The following is a 23751-nucleotide window of genomic DNA, read 5'->3' as shown; positions in this document are numbered from 1 at the left end:
ACGCAGCCCGTTGAAGCCACCGGCGTCACTCACCCCGGCTGACACGCTCCACGACCCGAGGATCACTGCGCACGGGTTCCGGCAGCACACAGTCCTGCAGACCGCGGGCCGCAAGAACCTGCTCGACCGTCAGCCCCCGCGCACCGGACAAGTCCGCCCGCACCAGATCGGCATCCGCCAGATCCGCACCGTCGAGCCGCGCCCGACACAGAACGGCGCCCCTGAGCGTCGCCCCCTCAAGGAGAGCCCCCCGCAGGTCAGCCCCCGGCAGCCGGGCCTTCGCGAGATGACGTCCAGCGAGATCAACCGGCGGCCAGGAACCTCCTCGACGCCGTGAACCAGGTGCGGTGAGCGCCCGCAGCGCCTCCTGAACCATCTCGCCGGGTTCCTCCGGAAGCTGCACGGACGCCAGACCGCCCGGCGCACCGGCAAGCTGCGTATGGCGGCGCACGAACGCATTCAGCACTCGCGCGGCATGCCCTCCCTGGTCAGGGGCATCCTGGACGATCTGTTCCAGCGCCAGAACACCCCCGATGCACACATACGGCTCAGCCGAACTCAGCCGCTCCAGCGCCTTCGTGAAGCGGTCCGTCACCTGCCCGCGACGGCTCAGCCGGTAGGACCGGGCGGTATAGATCAGCGCGATGCCGGCACCGATGCCCGCAACGGCCTGCACCACGGCCAGCCGGACTTGCCCCACCGCCGCAGACCGGGCCGCGGTGTCCATCGACGACCAGTCCTGCCCGGCCAGCCAGCGTGCAAGGCGCCGGCTCAGCGGAGTGAACATCAGAGCCAGCGCCCCCGCCAGCCCGGCCGCGCCCAGCACAGCCATCACGGCTGGCCACACCTTCTTCAACTCCATGACCCGGTTTCTATCGCGCCCAGCCCACCGGGGGCGACTGTAAGCCGCGTACGGAATACGGGAGGTGGCCACTACCGTACCCGTGCCGCCACGCGATCGTGCCCTTGACGTAGTTCGTCCCGAAGAAGTACAGCAGTACGTCGAGGCGGTCGGCGTGCAGGAGGCGCAGTTCCAGAAGGCGGACGAGTTCGAGTCGGTGTAGGCGCCCGCGATGTTGAGGTCGACGCACAGCCGGGCCCGCTCGTGCCTCCTGTCAGGAATTTCGGAGACGGATTTGGGAGCAGTCGCTGGACATGCCCATACGTGGGACGACAGCGGCGGGCCTGGGCGCGGAAGACATAGAGCCTTCGTGGGTCGATCCGCAATCGAAGCAGACCCAAGAGTCCTCTGCTTATGAGTTGGCCATCGAGTGTTGATCGCGGAGTAGGGGCTGCAGCCGGTGAGGTCGCCACCTCACTGCTTGATGCCCGCCCGCCAATACCGGTCAGAAGTGGACGAGAGCTAACGCCTTGTCAGCGTGCTCAGTCAGATTGAGTGTCGGTTCGGTCGAAGTCATCCGGCAGTGATCGAGTCATGCCGCTGTACCGGGTTCGATGGGACGGTTGCGCAGTGCCGTCCCGGGCGGAGGTCTGACTCGTGAGATCTATGACCGAAGTGTCCAGTCACGGACCTGTCGACTGCCGTTGCGGGATGCTGCCTGCCACCGAGCCACAGGGCGTGTCCCTATAGGGGCCTTGCCGAGTTTCAGGCGCCATCACGGTTCAGACCGCCCGAGCAGGCCGGTGCCATCCACCCAGCAGCACGTCACCACGCGCGAGGCAAACCACCATGACGACCAGACAGCGCAGCACCTCCTCGAGCACGGATCCTCCCGCTCGGAAAGAGGTCGTACTGGGTGTGGACACGCACGGCGAGGTGCACGTTGCCGCCGTGATCTCCCCGCTCGGGAAGATCCTCGGATCGGAGTCCTTTCCGGCGACGGCGGCCGGCTACCGGCAGCTGCTCGTGTGGGCCCGTAAGCGGGGTACCGTGCGCCGGGCCGGCGTAGAGGGCACCGGCACCTTCGGCGCGGGCCTGTCCCGCTACCTGCTGGCCCAGCAGATTCAGGTGTATGAGGTGAACCGGCCCGACCGGTCGGCCCGTCGGCTGCTCGGGAAGTCGGACCCGCTCGACGCTCAGGCCGCCGCGCGGGCCGTGCTCAGTGGCCGCGCCCGGGCCCGGGCCAAGTCCGGTGACGGTCCGGTGCACAGTGCCCGGTTGTTCAAGCTCGCCAAGGACTCCGCGGTCAAGGCCCGTACCCAGGCGATCAACCAGCTCAAGGCCGTCCTGGTCATCGCCGACCCCGCCCTGCGGGAACAGCTGTCCAGCCTGGGCAATGCCGAGCTGTTCCGCACCTGCGCACGCCTCGGCTCACCCGACGGTGGGGGAGACGAGGACGCGGTGACCCAGGCCACCCACCTGACGTTGCGCATGCTCGCCGAGCGCATCGAGCAGCTCACCGCTCAGATCGACGAGCTGAACCAACGCCTGACCCGGCTCGTCGAACGCCACGCCCCACAGCTACTCGAACCGGTGGGCATCGGCCCGGACAGCGCCGTCACTCTCCTGATCACCATGGGAGACAACCCCGACCGGCTGAACACCGAGGCGTCCTTTGCCGCCCTTTGCGGAGTCAGCCCCATCGAGTACTCCTCCGGACGTCGGAGCACGCGCCGGCTCAACCACGGCGGCGACCGGCAGGCCAACGCGGCCCTGCACCGCATCGTCTTCACCCGCCTGCGCCACGACCCCCGTACCCAGGCGTACTACGAACGCCGCACCCAGGAAGGCAAGACCCGACGCGAGATCATCCGATGCCTCAAGCGATATGCCGCCCGCGAGGTATTCAACCTGGTCAGACCGGTTGCCCGCACCCCCGCGTTATAGGGGCGTCCGTGAGAGAGGGCGAAGCAGTGAAGCCCTTCCGGGAACCATCCCCCGACGGGGCTTCTGCTCGGAGCCATGAGACGAAGCCCCGCCGGAGCGCTCCGGCGGCGCTTCGCTGTGATCTCGACTGTGCTTGCGCGCATGACCGCGTTCGGCTCCGCACACAGTGCGCGCTCCTGCGATGCTCGCGGGACGCTGGATTTGCGATTGCGCCCATCTGGGAGGGGAGCCGTAAGACGACGCAGCCGCGCCGGGAAGCCGACGGGGCTGTTCCAGCCGCTGGGTCTCACCGGATCACTTCAGCCGGGCACCGGGACAAGGCGCTGGAGTACGGCAAGGGCATCTGGATGCGTTACAGCTGCCGACTCACGCAAGCGGTTCGACGGGACTGCCTCCTGGTTCAGACAGGGCGGCGAGATCATCTACCGTCGGCGCCGGTGCGTCATGCTCGGGCGCTGCTGATACGGGCTCGCCGCAGTGGCGCTCCTGCTCGGTGGAGGCTGGCGAGTGCTTGCCGGTAGGAGGCGATCAGTCCGGTTTCCAGATAGTCGACTCCCAAGTCCTGGCAGTAGCGGCGGACGATGGGCCGGGCCCTGCGCAGGTGCGGGCTGGGCATGCTGGGGAACAGGTGGTGTTCGATCTGGTGGTTCAGGCCGCCCAGGGCGAGGTCGGTGAACCAACTGCCGCGTACGTTGCGTGCGGTGAGGACCTGGCGGCGCAGGAAGTCGGGGCGGTCCTTGCCGGTCAGGATCGGCATGCCCTTGTGGTTGGGGGCGAGCAGACAACCGAGGTACAGGCCGAACAGGCACTGGTGGACGGCCAGGAACGCGATCGCCATGCCGGGTGGGAGGACGATGAACACTGCGGTCAGGTAGGCGGCGGTGTGCCCGTAGAGCAGCGTGCCGTCCAGGGCGCGGTTCTTCAGGGCGCGGTTGCCCAGTGCTCGCGCGCTGGAGACATGAAGGTTGACCCCTTCGAGCAGGAGCAGGGGAAAGAAGAGGAACGCCTGCCGACGGCCGATGATCCTCGGCAGTCCGGTCGCGGCGCGGGCCTGGTCCTGGGACCACACCAGCAGGTCCGGGGCGATGTCGGGGTCGAGGTCCTCGTGGTTGGGGTTGGCGTGGTGGCGGGTGTGTTTGTCCTGCCACCATCCGTAGCCCATCCCGATCGCGGCCCCGGCGATGCGGCCGGCCGTCTCGCTGGGCCGGCGCCGGCGGAAGACCTGGCGGTGCGCGACGTCGTGGGCGAGCAGAGCCACCTGCCCGAACATCACGGCGAGGAACGCGGCGAGCGCCAGGGTCCACCACCTGGCGCCGATGGCGACGAACGCGCTCCAGCCCCCGGCGTAGGCGACGGCCACGACGACGGACCGGACGGTGTAGTAGCCGGGGCGCCGGTTCATCAGGCCGGCCTCGGCGATCTTCTTCGACAGGCGGGCGAAATCACTGCCACCTGCGGGGGGAGGCGGGCGACGGCGCGGGGCATGCGTGGTCATGGTGTCGGAGTGTCCTTCCCGGCTGACGGTTGCTCGGTCAGGAGTTCGACATCCACGAACTGGCTCTGGAGGATGCCGCTCACCGTGGACAGCGGCCGAAACTCGACCGCTATCGCACCCACGAGTTCCTCAGCGCCTATGCCGTGACCGTCAGCCCGGACGGTGCGCAACTGACGTACAGCGAGATCGCCGTATTCCTCACCAGCCAGGCCATGATCACCGTCCGCAAGGACGACGGCGTCGACATCGAGGACGTCGTCGCCCGCTGGGACGAGAGCCCGGACCTGGCCGGCCACGGCGTCGGATTCCTGCTGCACGGTCTGCTCGACCATCTCGTGGACGGACACTTCGCCGCGGTCCAGCAGTTGGACGACAGCATCGAGGAGCTGGAGGGTCTGCTCTTCGCGGCCGGGCGCCGTGAGATCGAAGCCGTGCAGCGCCGGGTTTTCGCACTGCGTAAGTCGCTCGTCCAGCTGCGCCGCGTCGTGCTCCCGATGCGTGAGGTGGTCAACACCCTCATGCGCCCCGGCCTGCACCTGATCAACGACCCTCTCGCCCCGTACTACCAGGACGTCTACGACCACGTGCTGCGTGCCACCGAGTGGACGGAATCACTGCGGGACCTGGTGGCCTCGGTCATGGAGACGAACCTCTCGGTCCAGGCCAACAGCATGAACCTGATCATGAAGAAGGTGACGAGCTGGGCCGCGATCATCGCCGTACCCACCGCGATCACCGGCTACTACGGCCAGAACCTCCCCTATCCCGGTTTCGGCCGCGAGTCGGGATTCATCACCTCCGCCGCCGTCATCGTGCTCCTGTCCGCATTGCTGTATCTGACGTTCAAGCGCAAGGACTGGCTCTGACCGGCATCGGCACCGGCGACCAGGTCCCGAAGGCAGGAAACTGCCTGGTCATCCCGGGCTTTTCGGACCGGTGGGCGGAGTAGTGTGAAGACACCGGGAGTTCTTCGCGCACCGGCTCCGCTGCGGGTGCCGTTCCCGGTGATCGACAGCGCCGGGCCGTACCCACGAGCCTGGGGACGGGTCCGCGCCATGGCCGTGACCATTGACCGTACGACATCGAGCACATGTGCGCCGCCGCAGCCGGCCCGGCTGTCCCTGACGCCCGCGCCGGGCGGGCTGGACGGTATGTGGTGGCCTCGCTCCCGTGCCTTCACCCGTGAGCTGCCGTCGTTGACGGCCGCATTGGGCGATCGCTGGGGTCGTATCACGGGTGTCACCGTGCACCCGGCGTACTGGCCCGTCCTGCCGCATTGGGTGTCCTACGCCGGGCGCACCGTGCAGGTGGGCTGGTCCACCGAGGAGCAGGATCCCCACAGGCTCACTCTTTTCTCCGCTGACGGCCGCTGGGACGTGCTGGTGATTCCGCCGGAAACCGGTGCGGATGCCGCCGCGCAGCTGATGGTCGGCGACGGCGTCTCGATGCCTCGGCCCGGGAGCAAGCAGCAGACGGGATCGATGCACGAGACAGGGAAGAAGCCTGGGAGGCCGACGGCGGAGCAGGTCTAACGTCGTCCCTGCCCCCCCCGGCCCATCGGCTCGGCAGGGCCTTCGCCCGCCGGTCGGCGGAGGTGAGATCCCATGCTCGTCATCGCCGTGGCCGTGCTGCTCGTCCTGATCGCCGTCGGAGTCGTTCTGATCCACCAGCTCAATGGTCAGCACGATGAACGGATTGCTGCCTTCCACTACAGCGATGTCCTGCCGGGGATCGGGCGTCGGCCCCGGAGGCGCCGTCGGTCGACGGTGGACGCGAGCGTTCCGATGCGCCCCACCGCGACGGCGGCCGCGGATGACATCGACTTCGGCCCGACGGACGGTAGAGGAAGGCGCGTCATGGCGATATTGCGAGACCGGAAGACGTACCGCGAGAGGATCATGCAGGCTCTGTACCAAGCCGCCGAAGGCAATCGCCTCCTGGGCGTCGATGGGGCGAAGCTCCGCACCGACCTCGGCATCCCTGAGCAGGACATGGCCGCTGCCTGCACGTACCTGGCGGGTGAAGGCTGGGTCGTCGTGGACTGGGGGAGGGGCAACACGCCCGCGATGATCACGCTGACGCACCAGGGGATCCGGCAGATGGAGACGGAAGAGGAAGGGCATGGCTGAGCCGCTGCGTCGGCTCATCGGACCGATGCGAACCTTCGCAAAGATGGTTCATGTCGGATTAATCCCTTTGGCGTAACATGAATAGCGGGTCGGCGCACGCTCACGTGCAATGACCCGGAAGGGCGGCTCCGGCGGGTATACGCCGGAGCCGTTGCCTGTTTCCGTAACCGCGCCCTGCGGCGAAGCGCTCGCGCGAGCGTCGTACGGAGTACGGTGAGCGAGCAGGGTCGTATCGCGGTCGCATGCCTTGCGGTCGCATTGACCTTCGCGGACGGGCGGACATCATGGCCGACTCAGACACCCCCGACCACCTCCCCCGGCTCCTGCCGGACGCCGTTCACCGGTCGGTGAGACCGGGGACTGCCCTGCTGCGGTTGGAGACGACACACGCACGCGAGGGAATCCTGGACGGTGCCTGGTGGCCGCGGTCCCGGGACATCGGTGCCGAGCTTCCCTCGCTGATCTCCGCGTTGACCGAGCATCTCGGGCCTGTCACCCGGGTCGGTCTGGACGGCAGCGCCTGGGACGAACTGCCGACCCGGGTGATGGTCGACGACCGGGTCGTGCACATCGACTCCTTCCCGGTCGGTGACGACACCGTCCTCATCACCCGAGGCGAAGGGGACCTTTTCTCTCTGTTGCTGGTCCCTCCGGACACGTCGCCCGACGCGGCACGCGCCGCGATGGCCAGGGCCGTACGGGCCGAAAACGTCACCGAGGCCAGGCAGATCCTCATCGAAACGGGCAGCGACACGCCACCTACGCCGGCCTGACACGTCCGTCGCAGATCGACTCCCCACCCGGCCTGGACGCTACATGCGGGCGAACTCCTCCGTCTGCTGGGCGAATTCCCGGGCCATGGCGGCGCTGACCGTGGGCTTGGTGTCGCAGATCGTGTCCAGGTAGTCGTCGGTGGTGGGGGTGGTCCGGGTTCCGGTGTCGAAGGTGCGCTCGAACTGGGCCTGGGAGACGGTACGCGCCGCGTGGGCGATGTCGGCGGGGGTGAACCCCTCGCTGGCGGACGCGAGTACCGCGCTGTCGGCCCGCGCGCCCGCTCGGGCCAGGTAGCTCTCCCACAGTGCGGTCCTGGCGGTGTGGTCGGGAGGGCCGATCGGCAGCACGTAGTCGAAGCGGCCGTGCCGCAGGAACGCGGAGTCGAGCGTGGTCACGTTGTTCGTGGCGCAGACGAGCAGCCGTCCGTCCTGGCTTCGGAACCGGACGATCGCCTTGAGCAGTTCGTTGACGACGCCGACAGCGGTCGCGTCCGCGCCGCCGCGTTCGCCGGCGACCTCCTCGACCTCGTCGATGAAGACGAGGACGTGGTCGAGCCGGGCGATCTCGTCGAAGCGCCGGTTCAGCCCGGTCGCCAGGCCGTACTCGGCGGCCAGACGGGCGGGGAACAGTTCGAGGAAGGGCCATCCCAGGCGGCTGGCGATCGCGTGCGCGAACGTGCTCTTGCCGGTCCCGGGCGGGCCGAACAGCATCACCGCCCGTGGCGGTTCCACTCCGTGCTGGGCGGCCAGTTCGGGATGGGCCAGCGGCAGGACCAGGCGCCGCTCGATGAGCTGCTTCTCCCGTTGCATGCCCGCGACCTTCTGCCAGAGCCCCCCTGGCGGCAGCTCCGCTCCGAGCGAGGACAGCGTGCCGGCCGACTGCGGGGTCACCGGTCCGCGTTTCTCGAAGAAGACCAGCCCGGGGCGGGCGCCGAAGTCGCAATTGCGCAGGGCGGTGGCACCGGTCTCGCCCTCGGGCAGGGCGGCGTGCACCGCGCGGACGCCGGCGGCGAAGACGCGTTGCTCAAGGGCGGTGATCAGGGCACTGCTCAGCCCGCGCTGCCGCCAACCGGGCGCCATGCAGATGCGCAGGATCCATGCCCGTTCGCCCTCCACCCTGCTCACCGCGGCGCCGATCAGCACGTCGTCGGCCGTGGCCACCACGGCCGGGTGGCGGGTCTGGAGGGCCGTTACGGCGTCCGAGAGCCGGAAGAGCGGCGGCTCCTCGGTCGTGCCGCTCTGCATGTCGACACGGATCACCGCTTCGAGATCGTCCTGGGTGTAGTCCCTGACCCGCCAACCCGTCATCATCAGCTCCGCGTGTTCGGCCGTACTTCCATCATCGGCCGGTGCCCGGAGGACGCGCGCGACGGGCGATGGTCACGAATCCTCCCTGATGCCACGGGTAGCTCGGGCCGTAGTCGGCTTCACGGCGCGCTGCCTGCCGCGCTGAGGGACTTGTCGGTGCGGCCGGTGCCGGCCGGTGGCGCTGCCACGGCGGGTGCGGCGGCAGCGGTTTCCCGGGCGAGGAAGGAGCCGAGCTCGCCGATCGTGCTCATGAGGGGGGCCGGGAAGACGACGGTGGTGTTCTGGTCGACTCCGATCTCCACCAGGCTCTGGAGATTGCGCAGTTGAAGCGCCAGGGGGTGGGCCATCATGGTGTCCGAGGCGTCGCCGAGCGCGGCTGCGGCCAGGGACTCGCCCTCCGCGTTGATGATCTTCGCTCGCTTCTCCCGCTCGGCCTCGGCCTGGCGGGCCATGGCGCGCTTCATGGTGTCGGGCAGCTGGATGTCCTTGAGCTCGACCAGCGTGACCTGCACACCCCAGTCGACGGTGGTGACGTCGAGGATCTGGCGGATGTCCAGGTTGATACGGTCCGTCTCCGACAGTGTCTCGTCGAGCGTGTGCCGGCCGACGACCTTCCGCAGGGTGGTCTGGGCGATCTGGTTGATCGCCGCGTTGACGTTCTCCACGGCGACGACCGACTTCACGGCGTCGACGACCCGGAAGTAGGCGACCGCCGACACGTCCACGCTCACGTTGTCCCGGGTGATGATGCCCTGGGACTGGATCGGCATGGTGACGACCCGCAGCGACACCCGGTGCAGGGTGTCGACGAACGGGATGATGAACCGCAGTCCCGGGGAGCGTGTTCCGACGAGTCGGCCGAAGCGGAACAGCACTCCCTTCTCGTACTGCTTGACGACCTTCACGGACAGGGCGAGGGCCAGGACGGCCAGGAGGCCGATCACGACGATGAGAACGATCAGGGCTTGCATGTGCTGCTCCTCGGGACGAGGACCACGGGGGCGGGGATCCGCCGGTCGAGACCCCTGCATGTGCCTGCGCCGGTTCGCGAGGCAGGGCCGAAACCCGGGAAGGCACCGGTCGTGGCGGCCGTCTCACATGCCGATGACCAGGCGACTGGCGCGATCCGTCCGTGCCGGAACGGCCGCTGAGGCGGGGCCGTCCTCCCCGTACTTCCCTGCGTCGTCGGGTTCGAGTGGCCGGTCGGCGGCGGAGACGGCGTGCCGGGTCTCGTCCGCGGCCATGAGAGCGCTTGCGGTCAGCGGTGGGCCGTCGTAGTCGGACGCGGCCGCCATCAGGCGGGCCGCCGACTTCGTCTCGGTCTCGGGTGGGATGACCAGCAGGTCCCAGCGGCCGGTGCCGTAGGAGAGCAGCAGCAGCTTGTGCGGGTCGATCTCCGGGGTGAACCATCCGGCCTTGACGACATGACCGCCCACGGGGATCTCGTGCGGGATGACCGGCCAGTACGTCGGGTTGACGGCGATGCGGGTGATGCGGCCCCACAGAGGGTCCAGCACATCGGTCAGTGCGGGCAGCTCGCTCAGCAGGTCCCGGGAGCGGGGCCACCAGGCACCGTCCAGGAGGCCGCGCGACGGGCCGTCGGTCTTCAGCGCGAGACGCGCGGCCGGGGCTGCGACGGGCTCGTGGTGTGGCAGGGCTTGGTGCAAGGTCGCCGACATGATGCGGACCCGTCTCCGGGCCGCCTTGGCGGCGCCCCGGGTTTCGTCTCTCGCCGAGAACGACCCGGAGTGGAAGCCGGTGTGCGAAATGTCCTCGGTGCTGTCCACGGTACTCCGCACACGCCGGGGCGGTTGTGGAGGCGCCGCCGGATCCGTGAAGCGGCTGTCGATACCGGCGGGCAGTGGGCTGAGGGCGCCGGGGCACGTCGTACGCCGGCTACCGGACCGGTCTCACGCCCGACGGCTCGCATGCCCTGGCCGGCACTCCTTGGCTGTATTGCGCGGGAGGTTTTCCTCGTGTTTTGTTCAACCCGTCGCTCCGCATCGGTCCGCCGGGCGCGGGCGAGGAGTATCCTGGTGATTACCGAGAGCATCTCGTACACCGGCTTCCACGCCGGGTCGTTCTCGGCGATTCATCACAACCGGGCCGGCCGTGACCGGCCCGGGGTTGGGTCCCCGCCATGACCGCGACCATTCCGTTCACACCCGCAGTCGGAGGCCGGGCTCCTTCTTCGTCACCGCTCCGACTCACGCTGGCGCCGGCCGGCGCCCCTCCGGCCCTCATCGACGGTGCCTGGTGGCCCCGTTCGCGCAACCTGACGGAGCAGCTCCCGGCGCTCGTCGAATGTCTCGACCGGCTGTGGGGGCGGATCACCCGGGTAGCGGTGAGCCGCACGTTCTGGCCGGTCATTCCGGGGGAAGTGCCCGCGCACGGCCACATGGTGCGCGTCGGCTGGTCCAACGCCGGGCAGGATCCGCACAAGCTGTTGCTGCTGTCCTACACCTTCGGCCGCTGGGACCTGCTGGTGATCCCACCGGAGACAGCCCCGGCCACCGCGGCCCGGCTCATGGCCGCGGCCACCGACCCGTCACGGAGCCTCACGGCGACCGGCCTGATCCATGAGGCCGAACGTTTCCGGGCCGCGGCAGAGGCAGCGGCCGACTCGGACTCACTCGGGGAGGCGGTCTGGGACTCCGAAGGCGGACACGACGCCCCCCACCCCGCCTCACGCACTCCTGACGGACCGGTCACCCGTCACGTGCCCACCGCGGCAGCAGGAGTGTGAGAGATCGGCGGTGGGGGAAAGGCTGCGTGCCGTCGGCCTTTCCCTGGGGGTGGGAGGCCGGCTCACTCCGGGAGGGCGAGGTCGTCGGTGGCGCTCCCGCGCCATTCGATCAGCAGGAGCGTCGCATCGTCCGTCGTGATCCCGCCCCGCGCCCGTTGCAGCGTGTGGGAGAGGGAGCGCGCCACCGTCCGGATCTGTTGGGCCGTGGGCTCAAGGCGGTTCACCCACCCGATGAGCTGCTCCTCACTGAATTCCTCACCGCCGACATCGCGCTCCTCTATCAGTCCGTCGGTGAAGCACAGGATCCGGTCGCCGGGGATGAGAGCCACTTCGCTGATCCGGGGCTCGTGACCGCCGAAGCCGACGGGCAGCGTCGTCGGGCCCTGCAGCGGTCGTACGACACGGTGTCCACGGATCAACAGAGGAGCGGGATGTCCGGCGTTGACCCACTGAAGCCTGCCCGTTGCCGTGTTGAGCCGCATCATCTGAGCGGTCACGAAGTGGTCGGGGCCGAACTGATCGGCGACGGCCCGGTCCATGAACGTATAGATCTCCGACAGGCCGACGCTGATGCGCCGGGCATGCCGGTAGGCTCCGATGACCACCGTGGCCATCGTGGCGGCGTCCAGTCCGTGGCCCATCGCGTCGACCATGGCCACATGCAAGACATCGCCGTTGAGGGCGTAGTCGAAGCTGTCGCCGGCCACGTCGTAGGCGGGTTCCAGCATCCCGGCCAGCTCGACCCGGGGCGTGGACATCGCCAGCGGTGGCAGCAGCGACCACTGGATCTCCGCCGCCACACTCATCGGTTCTCTGCGCCGCAGCCGGAAGAACAGATCGGTGTAACCGTGCTTGGTCACCAGCATGTCGGCCACGAGTGAGGCGAGCCTGCGCAGCAGCCGTCGCTCGTCGTCCTGGAGGTGGTCCAGGGTGACGGCCATCACTCCCACCTGGTCGCCACCGTCCAGCAGGGGAAGGTAGACCCGCACACCGTCGGCCTGCGAAACCTCGACGGGACGCGCCTCCCGGAAGGCGCGTCCGGCGTCGGAGCCGTCGATCGGCTGCGGTTCCCCGGCCGCCAGCCCGTCACCCGGCAGGGGGACGAGCCACACCTGGCCGTAGTCCTGCAGGAAGATAGAGGTCTCGCGGCCGTCGAGCCTGCCGATCTGCCGTGCGACGAGCGGACCGAGCTGGTACGGCGGCAACTCGTGCCCCTGGTCCAGCAGGACTCCCAGAAACTCCTCCCCGAAGTGCTCCGACCGGGTGGAGCCTTCCGCGGGTCCTTGCCGCTCACCGCCCGTCATCGCCGTGGCCCCGGGGGACGTTCGGACGGATCCTCACGAAGGTGCTGTGCATACGAACTCCCGACGGAGACTCACCGGCCGACGCGGTGGGGAACTTCCGCCCGGACCGTGGGGGCCGATCCACCGACTCCCCAACGAGTCGGCCGTGCGCTCGTGCGGCGAGGACCGGCACAACGGCCACCGGGCGCCCCGCGTCCGAGCCGCGGCGGCTGGCCGGCACCGGCGGCGGCCTCAGGCGGATCGACCTCTTCGCCGTCGTCGTCCGCCGCCGCGAACATCTTGGTGGGGTCCGCGCCGTCTGCCGGCCTGCCCGCAGCATGGATCACTGCCCTGCAGGGCAGTGATCCCGCCTACCAGTAGTGGCGTCTGCCGGCGACGGCGTGTCCCATCGCGCCGAGGATCCACAGGATGGCTCCGACGACCAGCAGGATGATCCCGATGGTCCACAGGATGGACAGGCCGGTGAGGAAGCCGACGACGAGCAGAATGACGCCCAGGATGATCATGATGTCTCCTTCGGGGGGTGGTGCCGGCGCGCCCGCGAACTGCTATGGGCCGCAAGGGCGTCGGCGGGAACGGCCGATCTCCTCCTTACTCCACACGGTGTGGTCCGTGGCGGCTGACCTGTAGGCGGACCTCGGCGGGCATGTCGATGAGGCCGGTGGACCGACGCGCGGTGCCGATCGGGCCTTCGCACAGGGCACCGAGAGTGGCGCCGGGCGTGCCCTCGGGGGTGAGGGTGAGGTCGATGCGGGTGCGGGTGCGGGTGCGGTGGCGGGCCGGTCGGCCGGTGATGACTACGGCCGCATGGCCTACCCCTGGCAGGGCACCGGCTTCGTTCGCGATCGCTTCGCTGAGTGCGCGGTCGCGCAGTTCGACGCCCTCCTGCGGGGGTGTGCCGCCGACGGGTAGTGAGCCGGGGCGGTGTCGGCTCAGCTGGGCGAGCAGCCACCACAGGGCGAGCAGGGCGGTGAGGACGAGGGCGGCGATGACCGCGGGCCACCACCACCAGCCCTGGCTGCTCCAGCGTGCCCGGTCGGCGGAGCCGAGCAGGACGTCGGCCGGGGTGGTCAGGGGCCAGCCGGCGGGTGGGGCCAGATCGTGCCGCCGGTAGAGGTCGAGCCCGGCGAAGAGGATGAGCAGTCCGCCGCCGAGGAGGACCAGTCCGGCGAGGGCCAGCAGAGTGCGGTTGAGGGCGGATCGCGGCGTCATGGCGGGCTCCGGTGCTGCGGGTCTTGTGTCAGCGGGTGCGTCGCCGCGCCCGTACGGCGATGCGGGGAGGACGGGCGAGGGCGAGCCGGTCGCGCTCCTCGTCGAGGACGGCGGTGAGGTCGTCCTTCACCTGTCGGGGGTCTCGGAAGCGGACGTCCGCGCGGGCTTTGATGCGGTGGCGGCCCACCAGGACGTGCGCCGCGCCGACTCCGGGGACCCGCATGGCGGCGTCGCGCAGCAGGACGGCGGCGCTGTTGCGGTCCACGAAGGCCCGCAATCGCGGGCAGCCGGCGGGTGAGCGCAGGGGCAGCCAGCGTCGCTGACCGGGGGTGAGGGCCAGAACGATCAGCCAGACGCCGACGGCGGCGGCCACGGCGGCCCCCGTCAGCATCCACACGTCGTCCACCGGGCGGGTCGCCAGTTCGTAGGCCAGGTGCCGCCGCCAGGCCGCGGCCGGACGTCCCGCCCGTACGGCGACGACGTCGACGAGCGTCGCGACCGCGGCCACGAGGATCACCGCGGCGACGAGCGCCGCCGTGACGCTGCGCGCCGACCACTTGCGACGGGTTCGGTGCCCTCCTTCGCGCTCACCGGCTGTGAGGTCCGAGGGGGACACGTCGCGTTCGGGAGGATCGGGCTCCTTCGTCAGCGGCACTGCGGCACGGTGCCCGGACGACGCGGAGCCGCGGCCCGGGGGATGTGGACCGGATGTCATCACGATCGCCCTTCCTGCACGGCTGACCCGGGCCGCCCGGCCGCTCACCGGACCCGCCCCCGGCTCGAGTCGGTGGCGGTCACCAGCCGCCGGACGGTGAGGAGGACCTCTCCCACTCGCAGCCCGGTCAGCTGGGCGACCCGTTCGGCGACGTCCCGCTGGATCCGCTCGCAGACACGCGGGATGTCGGTGGGGTAGGGCAGGTCCATGGTCAGATGCAGGCGCACCGATCCGGTACGGACGGCGGCGGAGGCGTGGGGTGCCTCAGATCCGCCCCGATCGGGCGGTACCGCGGCGCGCCGCGACTGCGCCGCGCGCGCGGCCTGCGCGGCGATACGGGCGACCACCCTGTCCGGGATGACGGTGGCGCCCCGCTCGGCCGGGGGCGGCAGCCCGGCGGCCGGCGCCGGCGGGCCCGACCCCTCACCGGGGGAACCGGGCTGGGTCTTCACCGCTGCCTCCGTGTCCGGAGGTCCAGGTCGCCCTGTACGACGAGGCCGACGATCAGCCCCGCCGCGCCCAGGACCAGCACCAGCAGAAACGCCCAGAAGCCGCCGAAGTAGCCGGCGAAGCCGAGGGCCATGCCGGCCGCGAGTCCCGTCGTTGCTGTGTTCATCTCGCACTCACCCGTCTCGCGAGCATCCCTCTCGCCGTGATCATCCGCTCGGGCCCGAGGACACGGCGGTGCTCCTGGCAGCGGTCACCTCACGCGGCCCTCGTTCGGTTCGGTCTGTTCCTCCTCGTCGTCAGGCAGATGGACGTCGTCGACGGCGATGTTCACCTCGACGACCTCCAGGCCCGTCATCCGCTCCACGGCGCTGATGACGTTGGTGCGTACGCCGCCCGCGACGTCGACGATGGAGACGCCGTACTCGACGACGACGTCCAGGTCCACCGCGGCCTGCCGTTCCCCGACCTCGACCTTGACGCCGCGGGTGACCGCTCCGCCTCCGCCTCCGCCTGCGCCGGGGACGCGTTCGCGCATGGCGCCGAAGGCGCGGGCCATCCCCGCGCCCAGGCTGTGGATGCCCGGTACCTCGCGGGCGGCCATGCCCGCGATCTTGGCCACCACACCGTCCGCGATGGTGGTCCTGCCCCGTGTCTCGGCCGGAGCCCCGGCCCCGGTGCGGCCCTTGAGCGCGCTCACGTCCGCTTCGGGCCGGCTGCCCCCGCCGACGCTGGTGATGTTGTCCGTCATGGCGGTCGCCTCGATCGGTCGGCCGGACACCGGAATGGTGCCCGTCGAACGTTGGACATACCGGGCGGCACAATCCTCACGCGTCTGGCATGTGATGTGCGTCACAACTCGTATCAGGGGTACACGATCGTTCCGAGCCTGCGTGGGAGCTTCATGATCGAACGCACTGCTTCCCCACGACTGGGGTGCGACCTGCCCGACCGCCTGCTGGCGGTACGGGCGGCCGAGGGGGACGAGGACTCCTTCGCCGTTCTCGTCCAGCGGCACAGCCGGTCCCTGCTGACCCTGGCCCGTTGCATGCTGGGCAACCCCCAGGACGCAGAAGAGGCCGTTCAGGACGCCTTCGTCAGCGCCTGGCGCCACCTGCCGGAATACCGCCACAGGGCGGAGTTCCACACCTGGATGTACCGGATCACCGTCAACCGCTGCCAGACCATGTGCCACCGACGGCCGCCGCCTCTTTCCCTGGACACCGTCGCCGAACCCGCGGCGGGCGACGCGTGGAGCCAGCCCGCCCGGACCGCCGAGGAGGACGCGGCCATGGCCGCCCTGTTCCGCGCGCTCGCCGAGCTGGACGCCGGACAGCGGGTCTGCTGGATCCTGAGGGAGGTGCAGGGCCTGCCCTACAAGGAGATAGCGCACGTGACGCGTACCGACGAGCAGACGGTACGCGGCAGACTGTTCAGGGCACGCCGATCCCTGCAGGAGGCGATGGGCTCATGGCGCTAGACGACCCGCACACGCGGCCTCCCGAACCGCCCGGAGCCGAGGGGCCCCGCAACGGCTGGGCCGCCGCCGACGTGCCCCCGTTCGCAGGCGATGAGGTACTGCCCTGCGGCCGCCTGCTCAGCCGGGTCTGGGAACAGGCGCGGGACGCACCGCCGGCCGCGGACCCGCACCCGGTGTCCTGTCCATACTGCCGAGAGGCGGTCGAGGGACTGGCCACGGTGAACGCGGCCGCCCGGGCGCTGCGCGACGAGGACCCTCCGGGCCTGCACGCATTCGCCGACCGGGTCATGGACGTCGTCAGGGCAGAGGTCCGGTTCGGGCGGCTGCTGCCTCTGGCCGACCCCGACCGGGACCTGCGGATCGCCGAGAGCGCCGCGGCGAAGGTGCTGAGGCGGGCCGCGGACACGGTCCCCGGTGCCAGGGCCGCGACCTGCCGGCTCGTACACGAGGGCAACGGCACCGACGTGCGGGTGACCATGACCCTGGCCGCCGCCCTCGACCGCCCGCTGCCCGACCGGGTCCACCAGGTACGCCGATCGGTCCTCCACTCGGCCGGACAGGACCTGGGGCTCACGGTGACAGCCGTCGACATCACCGTGGCCGACGTACTGGAACCGGGACCGACCCTCGGTCCCCGCCTCCCGACGGGCGGTGGCGCATGATGACCGCCACCGGCACCACCGCGCTCCCCGGCGTCGCGGCCGAAGCAGCCCTCGCGGTTCCTGGCGTGGCCGCCCTGCAGCCCCGCCTCGCCCGGCGCCTCGCGGCAGCCGCCGCGCCCACCCGGGCGGACACCACGCCACCTGAGGCCGGCGTACGCGCCGACCGGGCGCCGGACGGTTCGGGATGGCACATCGAGGTGCGCTGCGTCCTGACGGAGGGTCGGCGGGCGCTGGACATCGCCCGAATCGTCCACGACCGGGTGACAGCCGCCCTCGTCACCCACCTCGCCACCCACGGTGCCGCGGAGCCGGTCACCGTCGCGGTCACGGTGACCGGTATCGCCGCCTGGCGCGACGCGGCATGAGCGGCGGCGCGGGCACAGGCCCCACGAACCGTCGTTCGGCAAGCGGCAGGTCGCCGACCGTGGGAGCGCGCCGCTCCCCGTCCGGAAGTCCTACATGGGTGGTCGCGGCTCAAGCCTCAGTGCCGCCGACGATCCGGCTCCCGTACGGGGTGACCGGCTGTGAGTTACTCCTCCGGACGTGCCCGTCGAAGCCCGCCCACCATGGAGCTCCAGACTCTGGCGTGTCGCATAAGACATCGGCCTGTCGAGCCGCTTTTGTACAGAGCAGCCGTGGCGGCCGCGTCCGCGGGCGGATGCCGGAGCGTGACTGTTCACGGATTGACGCTCACTGCGGTTATTACCAAGCTGGTGGGGGGGGTGCGGAAGGGACTGCGGTCGTGAGCGGTGGACAAAGTGGGCTCACTCGATTGCTGACAGCAGCGGAGACAGCGGCGCCGGCGGACGCCGTCGACGTGATCGCGGAGGACCTGCGGCGGCGTTTCGAGGCCACTAAGGTCTCTTTCCTCATCGTGGACCTGACGGGGAAGGCGGTGGCTCGGCTGTCCACCGCTCCCACTCAAGGTGGGCGGCAGGCCGAGCGGGTTCCCCTGTTCGGCAGTGTCTACGAGGAGGTGATCCGTACCCAGCGCCTGTATCAGGACGCGACCGGCGAGGGGCAGCGGGTGATCGTGCCCGTCACCAACCGCGGGGATGCGATCGGGCTGCTGGAACTGCTCCTGCCGACCGGCCCTGGCGAGGACGTGCTCGACGCAGTCGGGGAAGCCGCCCACATCCTGGCCTACATCGTGATCGCCAACGGCCGCTTCACCGATCTCTACACCTGGGGCAAACGCTCCAAGCCGGCCACCCTGGCAGCTGAAATCCAGTACCAGCTGCTGCCCCTGTCGCTGTCGTGCGAGGCCGCACAGTTCACCCTGTGCGGGAACCTGGAGCCCTCCGAGGACCTCAGCGGCGACACCTTCGACTACACCGTGGACCGCGACACCTTGCACGTGTCGGTGACCGATCCCATGGGCCACGACATGGATTCCGCCCTGGCCGCCACGGTCCTGGTGGGCGCCCTGCGCGGTGCCCGCCGGGCGGGCACCGGCCTGGGCGAACAGGCCCACCGGGCAGACCAGGCACTGATCGAACACGGCCACGGTCATGCCACCGGGCAGCTCCTGCGCATCAATCTCCATACCGGGCGGGCCCAATTCGTCAACGCCGGTCATCCCTGGCCGCTGCGCATGCGCGACGGGGCTGTGGAGACGATCACCTGCGAGGTGGACCATCCCTTCGGGCTGTCTGAGCTGACTCCCCACCCGTACCGTGTGCAGGACCTCGACCTGCGGCCCGGTGACCGTCTGCTCATGTTCACCGACGGCATGCTCGAACGTCACGGAGAGAAGGTCGATCTGCCCGCCCTGCTGGGGTGCACCCGGAATCTGCACCCGAGGGAGACCGCGCTGGCGCTGACGTCCGCGGTCCGGGACGCCGCCGACGGCCGGCTCGAAGACGATGCCACCGCCGTCTGCCTGGACTGGCACGGCCCCCAGGAGACCCAGCGGCACGTCAGCAGCGGCGCAGACACCCGGCAAGCCTCAGCCGCACGCACGAAGGACCAGTCGTGACCTGGGTGAACGGTGCCAACGCGAATGAGACATCACGAGGTGTCTGGAGAACCGTCCCACTTCTCCTCGGCGGCCCACCCATCGGGCGGCGCCGGGTCGGTGACGGGGGCCGCGAGCATCGGGTCCGGCAGCGCCCACATGCGCCATGCCTTCCACGCGGGCGCCCCTTCGTGCGGTGCTGCTGTTCCCCGTTACTCGAGTAGACCGAGTTCCCAAGCACTCGCCGGTGCCTTTGCCGAGTTGCTAGGCAGCCTCTTTGGCAGCCCGCGCCATGACTGCGGACAACCGTGCACCAGAATGAGGGCTCGAAGCCGTTCGTGCGATGGCCGATGGAGGGCGACCGTAAGGCGGCCCAGACGGCTGTCTGTCATTGCCGGTCGCGAGTGGGCGGGGAGTCAACTCATTCTCAGCCTGCTCCGGCCAGGTTGGGCATTGGTTCGGGCGAAGCCATCCGGCTGTGGTCGGTAGATGCCGATACGCCGGGATCGATGCGACGGTTGCGCGATGCCGTCCCGGACGGGGGTCTGACTCTTGAGATCTTTGACCGAAGTGTCCAGTCACAGGCTTGTCGACCGTCGTTGCGGGCTGGCTTCTGCTGTCACCGAGCCACAGGGCGTGTCCCCATAGGGGCCTTGCCGAGTTCCAGGCGCCATCACGGTTCAGACCGCCCGAGCGGGCCGGTGCCATCCACTCAGCGTGTCACCCTGCGGGAGGCGAACCACCATGACGACCAGACAGCGCAGCACCTCCTCCAGTACGGATCCTCCCGTGCGGAGAGAAGTCGTGCTCGGCGTGGACACGCACGGTGAGGTGCACGTCGCCGCCGTAATCTCCCCGCTGGGGAAGGTCCTTGGCACTGAGTCCTTTCCGGCGACGGTGGCCGGCTACCGTCGGCTGCTCGTGTGGGCCCGCAGGCGGGGGACGGTGCGCCGGGCCGGTGTGGAGGGCACCGGTACCTTCGGCGCGGGCCTGTCCCGCTACCTGCTGACCCAGCAGATCCAGGTGTTCGAAGTGAATCGGCCTGACCGCACAGCCCGCCGTCTGCTCGGCAAGTCGGACCCGCTCGATGCGCAGGCCGCAGCGCGAGCCGTGCTCAGCGGTCGCACCCGGGCCCAGGCCAAGTCCGGCGACGGACCCGTGCAAGGCGCCCGGATCTACAAACTCGCCAAGGACTCCGCGGTCAAGGCCCGCACACAGGCGATCAACCAGCTCAAGGCCGTCCTAGTGATCGCCGACCCCGCCCTGCGGGAACGGTTGTCGAGCCTGGGCAACGCCGAGCTGTTCCGCACCTGCGCGACCCTCAGCCCACCCGATGGCGGGGGAGACGAGGACGCGGTGGTCCAGGCCACCCACATGACATTACGCATGCTCGCCGAACGCATCGAACAGCTCACCGGGCAGATCAACGAGCTGAACCAACGCCTGACCCGACTCGTCGAACGCCACGCGCCGCAACTGCTCGTACCGATGGGCATCGGCCCGGACAGCGCCGTCACTCTCCTGATCACCATGGGGGACAATCCCGAGCGGCTGAACACCGAGGCGTCCTTTGCTGCCCTTTGCGGAGTCAGCCCCATCGAGTACTCCTCCGGGCGGCGCATCACGCGACGGCTCAACCACGGCGGCGACCGGCAGGCCAACGCCGCCCTGCACCGCATCGTGTTCACCCGCCTGCGCCACGACCCCCGAACCCAGGCGTACTACGAACGCCGCACCCAGGAAGGCAAGACCCGGCGCGAGATCATCCGATGCCTCAAGCGGTATGTCGCCCGCGAGGTCTTCAACCTGGTCAGACCGGTTTCCCGCGCCCCCGCGTTATAGGGGCGTCCGTGAGACGTGAGAGGGTCTGGGGCGTGAGTGAGACACCCCCGAACACCCTGCAATACCGCTTTGACGGGCCAGAAGACGCTCCGGTCCTGATCCTGGGTCCCTCACTGGGTACCACATGGCACATGTCGTAGACGCCGTCCAGGGCCGTCCATCCAGTCCTGCGCGGTGGCGCGATGGTGGCTATGGCGCGCGCTGAGCCTCGGCGTACTGGGTGCGGGCCTCTTCTGCGACGGCTTCCCGGTGGATGCGCCTGTGGTGTGCCGCTTCGATTCCGGCAACGCGCCTGTGCTCGGAAGGCGTGCAGGCAGGCGTGATCTCCTGGTGGTCTCCGCAGGCTGGTACGCCTCACCCACATTGAGGAGGTGGGCTCGCTCATCCGGGACCGGGAACGGCAGCCGCTGCATGGTCGTCCCCGCAGGCTCGCAGCTGCATTTCCTGGGCGGCAGCGGTTTTGCTCCAGCCGTCGCGCAGCGTGCCGGCCGGCAACTCTTCCTAAGACGTTAAGCTCTGAGTGAATCAATATCTGTTCCCGAGGGATCAGATTTTGGGGGCCCGTGCAGTGGGAGTTTTTGCCGCGACGAGCAGAGTGGAATTATCCACCGCACAGGGGCCGCTCCGGCGTGCTACTGTCTATCTCAGTTGCAGTTGTGGTTCCCGAAACTTCAAGTGCCCCCACCAGGCTTCCGCCGGTCGGGAGCACTTCTGTATTTCCGGTCATTTCCGGGCGGGGTGATCATCGCGGCGACACGGCGTCCGCGTGGTGCGGACGCCGATGCACTGCCCCAAAGGAGATACGACATGGCTACTGGTACCGTGAAGTGGTTCAACGCGGAAAAGGGCTTCGGCTTCATCGAGCAGGACGGTGGCGGCGCCGACGTGTTCGCCCACTACTCGAACATTGCAGCGCAGGGCTTCCGTGAGCTGCTCGAGGGTCAGAAGGTCACCTTCGACATCGCGCAGGGCCAGAAGGGCCCGACGGCCGAGAACATCGTTCCGGCCTGACGCTCACGCGCAATCCGTAGCTGGGGCCCGCATCCTTCGGGGTGCGGGCCCCAGCTGCATGCGTTTCCCGCAGGGGCTTTCACCCGCGGGACGCGTCGGAGGAATCCGCAGTACCACCACAAGCGGTTCCTCCCACAGGAAGCGGACGCATCCTGAAGTGCTGCATCGCAGCCGACGTCCGGATCGCAAAGTCCCCATCGCGTCACCCATTTCAGCACCTGCGCCCACGGAGATTTCCGTCGGCCAGATCTGCTTTCTTTTGCCGCCGGTCCATACTGGTAATTCTCCGTGCCGTTCATCGCAGCGGGAATTCCTTGATATGTGCCACATCGAGGAAGGTTCCGCATGAACCGCACGTACACGAACGACCGCCCCGCCCGCTCCCGTGACGGCCGTGCCGGCGCCGGAAAGGGCGGCAGCCGCACGAGCTCGCAGGCACCGCGCCGTACCGGCGGGCCCGTCCGCTCCGGCGGTTACGGCCGTCGGCCCGCCGCAGTGCAAGGTGAGTTCGCGCTGCCAATGACGATCACCCCCGCGCTGCCCGCGGTTGAGGGCTTCGCCGATCTCGACATGCCCGAGCAACTGCTGGCCGAACTCGGCAGGCAGGGTGTGACCGCACCGTTCCCGATCCAGGGAGCGACGCTGCCGAACTCCCTGGCGGGCCGTGACGTCCTGGGCCGCGGCCGCACCGGTTCCGGCAAGACCCTCGCGTTCGGCCTCGCCCTGCTCGCCCGCACCGCCGGACAGCGTGCCGAGCCCCACCGGCCGCTGGGGCTGATCCTCGTACCCACGCGTGAGCTGGCGCAGCAGGTGACCGACGCGCTCACCCCGTACGCCCGGTCCGTGCGGCTGCGGCTGGCCACGGTGGTGGGCGGCATGTCGATCGGTCGGCAGGCCGGCGCGCTGCGCGGCGGAGCCGAGGTCGTCGTCGCGACACCGGGGCGGCTCAAGGACCTCATCGACCGCGGCGACTGCCGGCTGAACCACGTCGGCATCACCGTGCTGGACGAGGCCGACCAGATGGCCGACATGGGTTTCATGCCCCAGGTCACCGCGCTGCTCGACCAGGTGCGCCCGGAGGGGCAGCGCATGCTGTTCTCCGCCACCCTGGACCGCAACGTCGACCTGCTGGTGCGCCGCTATCTGACCGACCCCGTCGTGCATTCGGTCGACCCGTCGGCCGGTGCGGTCACCACGATGGAGCACCACGTGCTGCACGTCCATGGCGCCGACAAGCACGCCACCACGATCGAGATCGCCGCCCGCGACGGCCGCGTGATCATGTTCCTGGACACCAAGCACGCCGTCGACCGGCTGACCCAGGAGCTGCTCAACAGCGGGGTACGCGCCGCCGCGCTGCACGGCGGCAAGTCGCAGCCGCAACGCACCCGCACGCTGGCGCAGTTCAAGACCGGGCACGTCACCGTGCTGGTGGCGACCAATGTCGCGGCGCGTGGCATCCACGTCGACAACCTCGACCTGGTCGTCAACGTCAATCCGCCGACCGACCACAAGGACTACCTCCACCGCGGCGGCCGTACCGCCCGCGCCGGCGAGTCCGGCAGCGTAGTCACGCTCGTCACGCCGAACCAGCGCCGCGGCATGGTCCGCCTCATGTCGGACGCCGGAATCAGGCCCCAGACCACCCAGATCCGCTCGGGCGACGAGGCCCTGAGCCTGATCACCGGCGCCCAGGCCCCGTCAGGCATCCCGGTCGTCATCACCGCACCGGTGGTCGAACGCCCCAAGCGCGGCGCCACCTCCCGAGGCCGACGCCGTCCTTCCTCGGCGACCCGGCGCGCCCGCGTACGCCAGCCCGTCCTCGACACGGTGGCATAGAACCTTCGCGATCAGGAAGCCAGCCCATCTCTGCAGGAGGCAC

The 23751-nt window shown here is 69.6% G+C and carries 26 protein-coding genes; 14 read left to right on the top strand and 12 right to left on the bottom strand.

Annotation, left to right across the window (positions count from 1 at the left end):
* Nucleotides 1–25: 25 nt before the first annotated feature.
* On the bottom strand, nt 26–862 hold the full coding sequence (locus E5082_RS10480; RefSeq protein ID WP_135790993.1) for a pentapeptide repeat-containing protein: 837 nt from the start codon (nt 860–862) through the stop codon (nt 26–28).
* A 64-nt stretch (nt 863–926) separates the two neighbouring features.
* On the opposite strand from E5082_RS10480, the gene E5082_RS32650 reads away from it, so the two are divergent.
* Both E5082_RS32650 and E5082_RS10475 read left to right on the top strand, forming a co-directional pair.
* Nucleotides 927–1064: a hypothetical protein gene (locus E5082_RS32650; protein ID WP_208766234.1), complete on the top strand. Its 138-nt coding sequence runs from the start codon at nt 927–929 to the stop codon at nt 1062–1064.
* A gap of 626 nt (nt 1065–1690) precedes the next feature.
* On the top strand, nt 1691–2788 hold the full coding sequence (locus E5082_RS10475) for an IS110 family RNA-guided transposase (RefSeq protein WP_167514028.1): 1098 nt from the start codon (nt 1691–1693) through the stop codon (nt 2786–2788).
* A 442-nt stretch (nt 2789–3230) separates the two neighbouring features.
* Here E5082_RS10475 and E5082_RS10470 read toward each other — a convergent pair whose 3' ends face one another.
* A complete protein-coding gene (locus E5082_RS10470) occupies nt 3231–4283 on the bottom strand; it encodes a fatty acid desaturase family protein (RefSeq protein WP_135790991.1) in 1053 nt (350 codons plus the stop codon).
* 29 nt (nt 4284–4312) lie between these two features.
* Between E5082_RS10470 and E5082_RS10465 the strand changes: the two genes are divergently transcribed.
* The 4 genes from E5082_RS10465 to E5082_RS10450 all read left to right on the top strand — a co-directional run bounded on the left by E5082_RS10465 (nt 4313) and on the right by E5082_RS10450 (nt 7185).
* Entirely contained in the window at nt 4313–5149 is an 837-nt protein-coding gene (locus E5082_RS10465; protein ID WP_229918790.1) for a magnesium transporter CorA family protein, read from the top strand.
* Nucleotides 5150–5338: 189 nt separating this feature from the next.
* Nucleotides 5339–5815, top strand: coding sequence for a DUF5994 family protein (locus E5082_RS10460; RefSeq protein WP_190045238.1), 477 nt, complete (start codon nt 5339–5341; stop codon nt 5813–5815).
* Between the two features lie 324 nt (nt 5816–6139).
* A complete protein-coding gene (locus E5082_RS10455; RefSeq protein ID WP_135791221.1) occupies nt 6140–6412 on the top strand; it encodes a hypothetical protein in 273 nt (90 codons plus the stop codon).
* Nucleotides 6413–6696: 284 nt separating this feature from the next.
* Nucleotides 6697–7185 (top strand): DUF5994 family protein, encoded by a 489-nt coding sequence (locus E5082_RS10450; RefSeq protein WP_135790990.1) that lies wholly within the window; start codon nt 6697–6699, stop codon nt 7183–7185.
* 39 nt (nt 7186–7224) lie between these two features.
* Here the strand turns inward: E5082_RS10450 and E5082_RS10445 are convergent, their stop codons facing one another.
* From E5082_RS10445 to E5082_RS10435, 3 genes are all read right to left on the bottom strand, one after another.
* Entirely contained in the window at nt 7225–8493 is a 1269-nt protein-coding gene (locus tag E5082_RS10445; protein WP_135791220.1) for an ATP-binding protein, read from the bottom strand.
* 119 nt (nt 8494–8612) lie between these two features.
* On the bottom strand, nt 8613–9464 hold the full coding sequence (locus tag E5082_RS10440) for a slipin family protein (RefSeq protein WP_135790989.1): 852 nt from the start codon (nt 9462–9464) through the stop codon (nt 8613–8615).
* Nucleotides 9465–9587: 123 nt separating this feature from the next.
* Nucleotides 9588–10280: a DUF5994 family protein gene (locus tag E5082_RS10435; protein ID WP_135790988.1), complete on the bottom strand. Its 693-nt coding sequence runs from the start codon at nt 10278–10280 to the stop codon at nt 9588–9590.
* 353 nt (nt 10281–10633) lie between these two features.
* Between E5082_RS10435 and E5082_RS10430 the strand changes: the two genes are divergently transcribed.
* Nucleotides 10634–11239 (top strand): DUF5994 family protein, encoded by a 606-nt coding sequence (locus E5082_RS10430; RefSeq protein ID WP_135790987.1) that lies wholly within the window; start codon nt 10634–10636, stop codon nt 11237–11239.
* A gap of 62 nt (nt 11240–11301) precedes the next feature.
* Here E5082_RS10430 and E5082_RS10425 read toward each other — a convergent pair whose 3' ends face one another.
* The 7 genes from E5082_RS10425 to E5082_RS10405 form a co-directional block, all read right to left on the bottom strand.
* Nucleotides 11302–12543: a PP2C family protein-serine/threonine phosphatase gene (locus E5082_RS10425; RefSeq protein ID WP_135790986.1), complete on the bottom strand. Its 1242-nt coding sequence runs from the start codon at nt 12541–12543 to the stop codon at nt 11302–11304.
* A gap of 350 nt (nt 12544–12893) precedes the next feature.
* Nucleotides 12894–13049, bottom strand: a complete 156-nt coding sequence (locus tag E5082_RS32325) for a DUF6131 family protein (protein WP_099054839.1) — start codon at nt 13047–13049, stop codon at nt 12894–12896.
* A gap of 85 nt (nt 13050–13134) precedes the next feature.
* Nucleotides 13135–13755 (bottom strand): alkaline shock response membrane anchor protein AmaP, encoded by a 621-nt coding sequence (locus tag E5082_RS10420; protein ID WP_135790985.1) that lies wholly within the window; start codon nt 13753–13755, stop codon nt 13135–13137.
* Nucleotides 13756–13783: 28 nt separating this feature from the next.
* Nucleotides 13784–14410, bottom strand: coding sequence for a DUF6286 domain-containing protein (locus tag E5082_RS10415; protein ID WP_229918789.1), 627 nt, complete (start codon nt 14408–14410; stop codon nt 13784–13786).
* 104 nt (nt 14411–14514) lie between these two features.
* Nucleotides 14515–14922: an Asp23/Gls24 family envelope stress response protein gene (locus tag E5082_RS10410; RefSeq protein ID WP_135790983.1), complete on the bottom strand. Its 408-nt coding sequence runs from the start codon at nt 14920–14922 to the stop codon at nt 14515–14517.
* Complete coding sequence (locus tag E5082_RS32320) at nt 14919–15086, bottom strand: hypothetical protein (RefSeq protein WP_030645371.1); 168 nt, start codon at nt 15084–15086, stop codon at nt 14919–14921. The genes E5082_RS10410 and E5082_RS32320 overlap by 4 nt, the downstream gene beginning before the upstream one ends.
* A gap of 84 nt (nt 15087–15170) precedes the next feature.
* Nucleotides 15171–15668 carry an Asp23/Gls24 family envelope stress response protein gene (locus E5082_RS10405; protein ID WP_135790982.1) on the bottom strand — a complete coding sequence of 166 codons (498 nt, stop codon included), beginning with the start codon at nt 15666–15668 and terminating at the stop codon, nt 15171–15173.
* 153 nt (nt 15669–15821) lie between these two features.
* Between E5082_RS10405 and E5082_RS10400 the strand changes: the two genes are divergently transcribed.
* From E5082_RS10400 to E5082_RS10370, 7 genes are all read left to right on the top strand, one after another.
* Nucleotides 15822–16397, top strand: coding sequence for an RNA polymerase sigma factor (locus E5082_RS10400; protein ID WP_171151366.1), 576 nt, complete (start codon nt 15822–15824; stop codon nt 16395–16397).
* Nucleotides 16388–17059, top strand: a complete 672-nt coding sequence (locus E5082_RS10395; RefSeq protein WP_135790981.1) for a hypothetical protein — start codon at nt 16388–16390, stop codon at nt 17057–17059. The genes E5082_RS10400 and E5082_RS10395 overlap by 10 nt, the downstream gene beginning before the upstream one ends.
* Nucleotides 17056–17424, top strand: coding sequence for a hypothetical protein (locus E5082_RS10390; RefSeq protein ID WP_229865396.1), 369 nt, complete (start codon nt 17056–17058; stop codon nt 17422–17424). Before E5082_RS10395 ends, E5082_RS10390 begins: the two co-directional genes overlap by 4 nt.
* A gap of 452 nt (nt 17425–17876) precedes the next feature.
* Nucleotides 17877–19037 (top strand): PP2C family protein-serine/threonine phosphatase, encoded by a 1161-nt coding sequence (locus E5082_RS10385; protein WP_373310013.1) that lies wholly within the window; start codon nt 17877–17879, stop codon nt 19035–19037.
* Nucleotides 19038–19760: 723 nt separating this feature from the next.
* Entirely contained in the window at nt 19761–20858 is a 1098-nt protein-coding gene (locus E5082_RS10380) for an IS110 family RNA-guided transposase (protein ID WP_167514026.1), read from the top strand.
* Nucleotides 20859–21665: 807 nt separating this feature from the next.
* Nucleotides 21666–21869, top strand: a complete 204-nt coding sequence (locus E5082_RS10375) for a cold-shock protein (protein ID WP_006136369.1) — start codon at nt 21666–21668, stop codon at nt 21867–21869.
* A gap of 345 nt (nt 21870–22214) precedes the next feature.
* Nucleotides 22215–23708 (top strand): DEAD/DEAH box helicase, encoded by a 1494-nt coding sequence (locus E5082_RS10370; RefSeq protein ID WP_135790980.1) that lies wholly within the window; start codon nt 22215–22217, stop codon nt 23706–23708.
* Nucleotides 23709–23751 lie beyond the last annotated feature (43 nt).

Source organism: Streptomyces griseoluteus (genome assembly GCF_004784465.1).
Taxonomy (GTDB): domain Bacteria; phylum Actinomycetota; class Actinomycetes; order Streptomycetales; family Streptomycetaceae; genus Streptomyces; species Streptomyces griseoluteus.
Note: the sequence above shows the minus strand (reverse complement) of the source record. Positions and strands in the feature narration are given on the sequence as shown.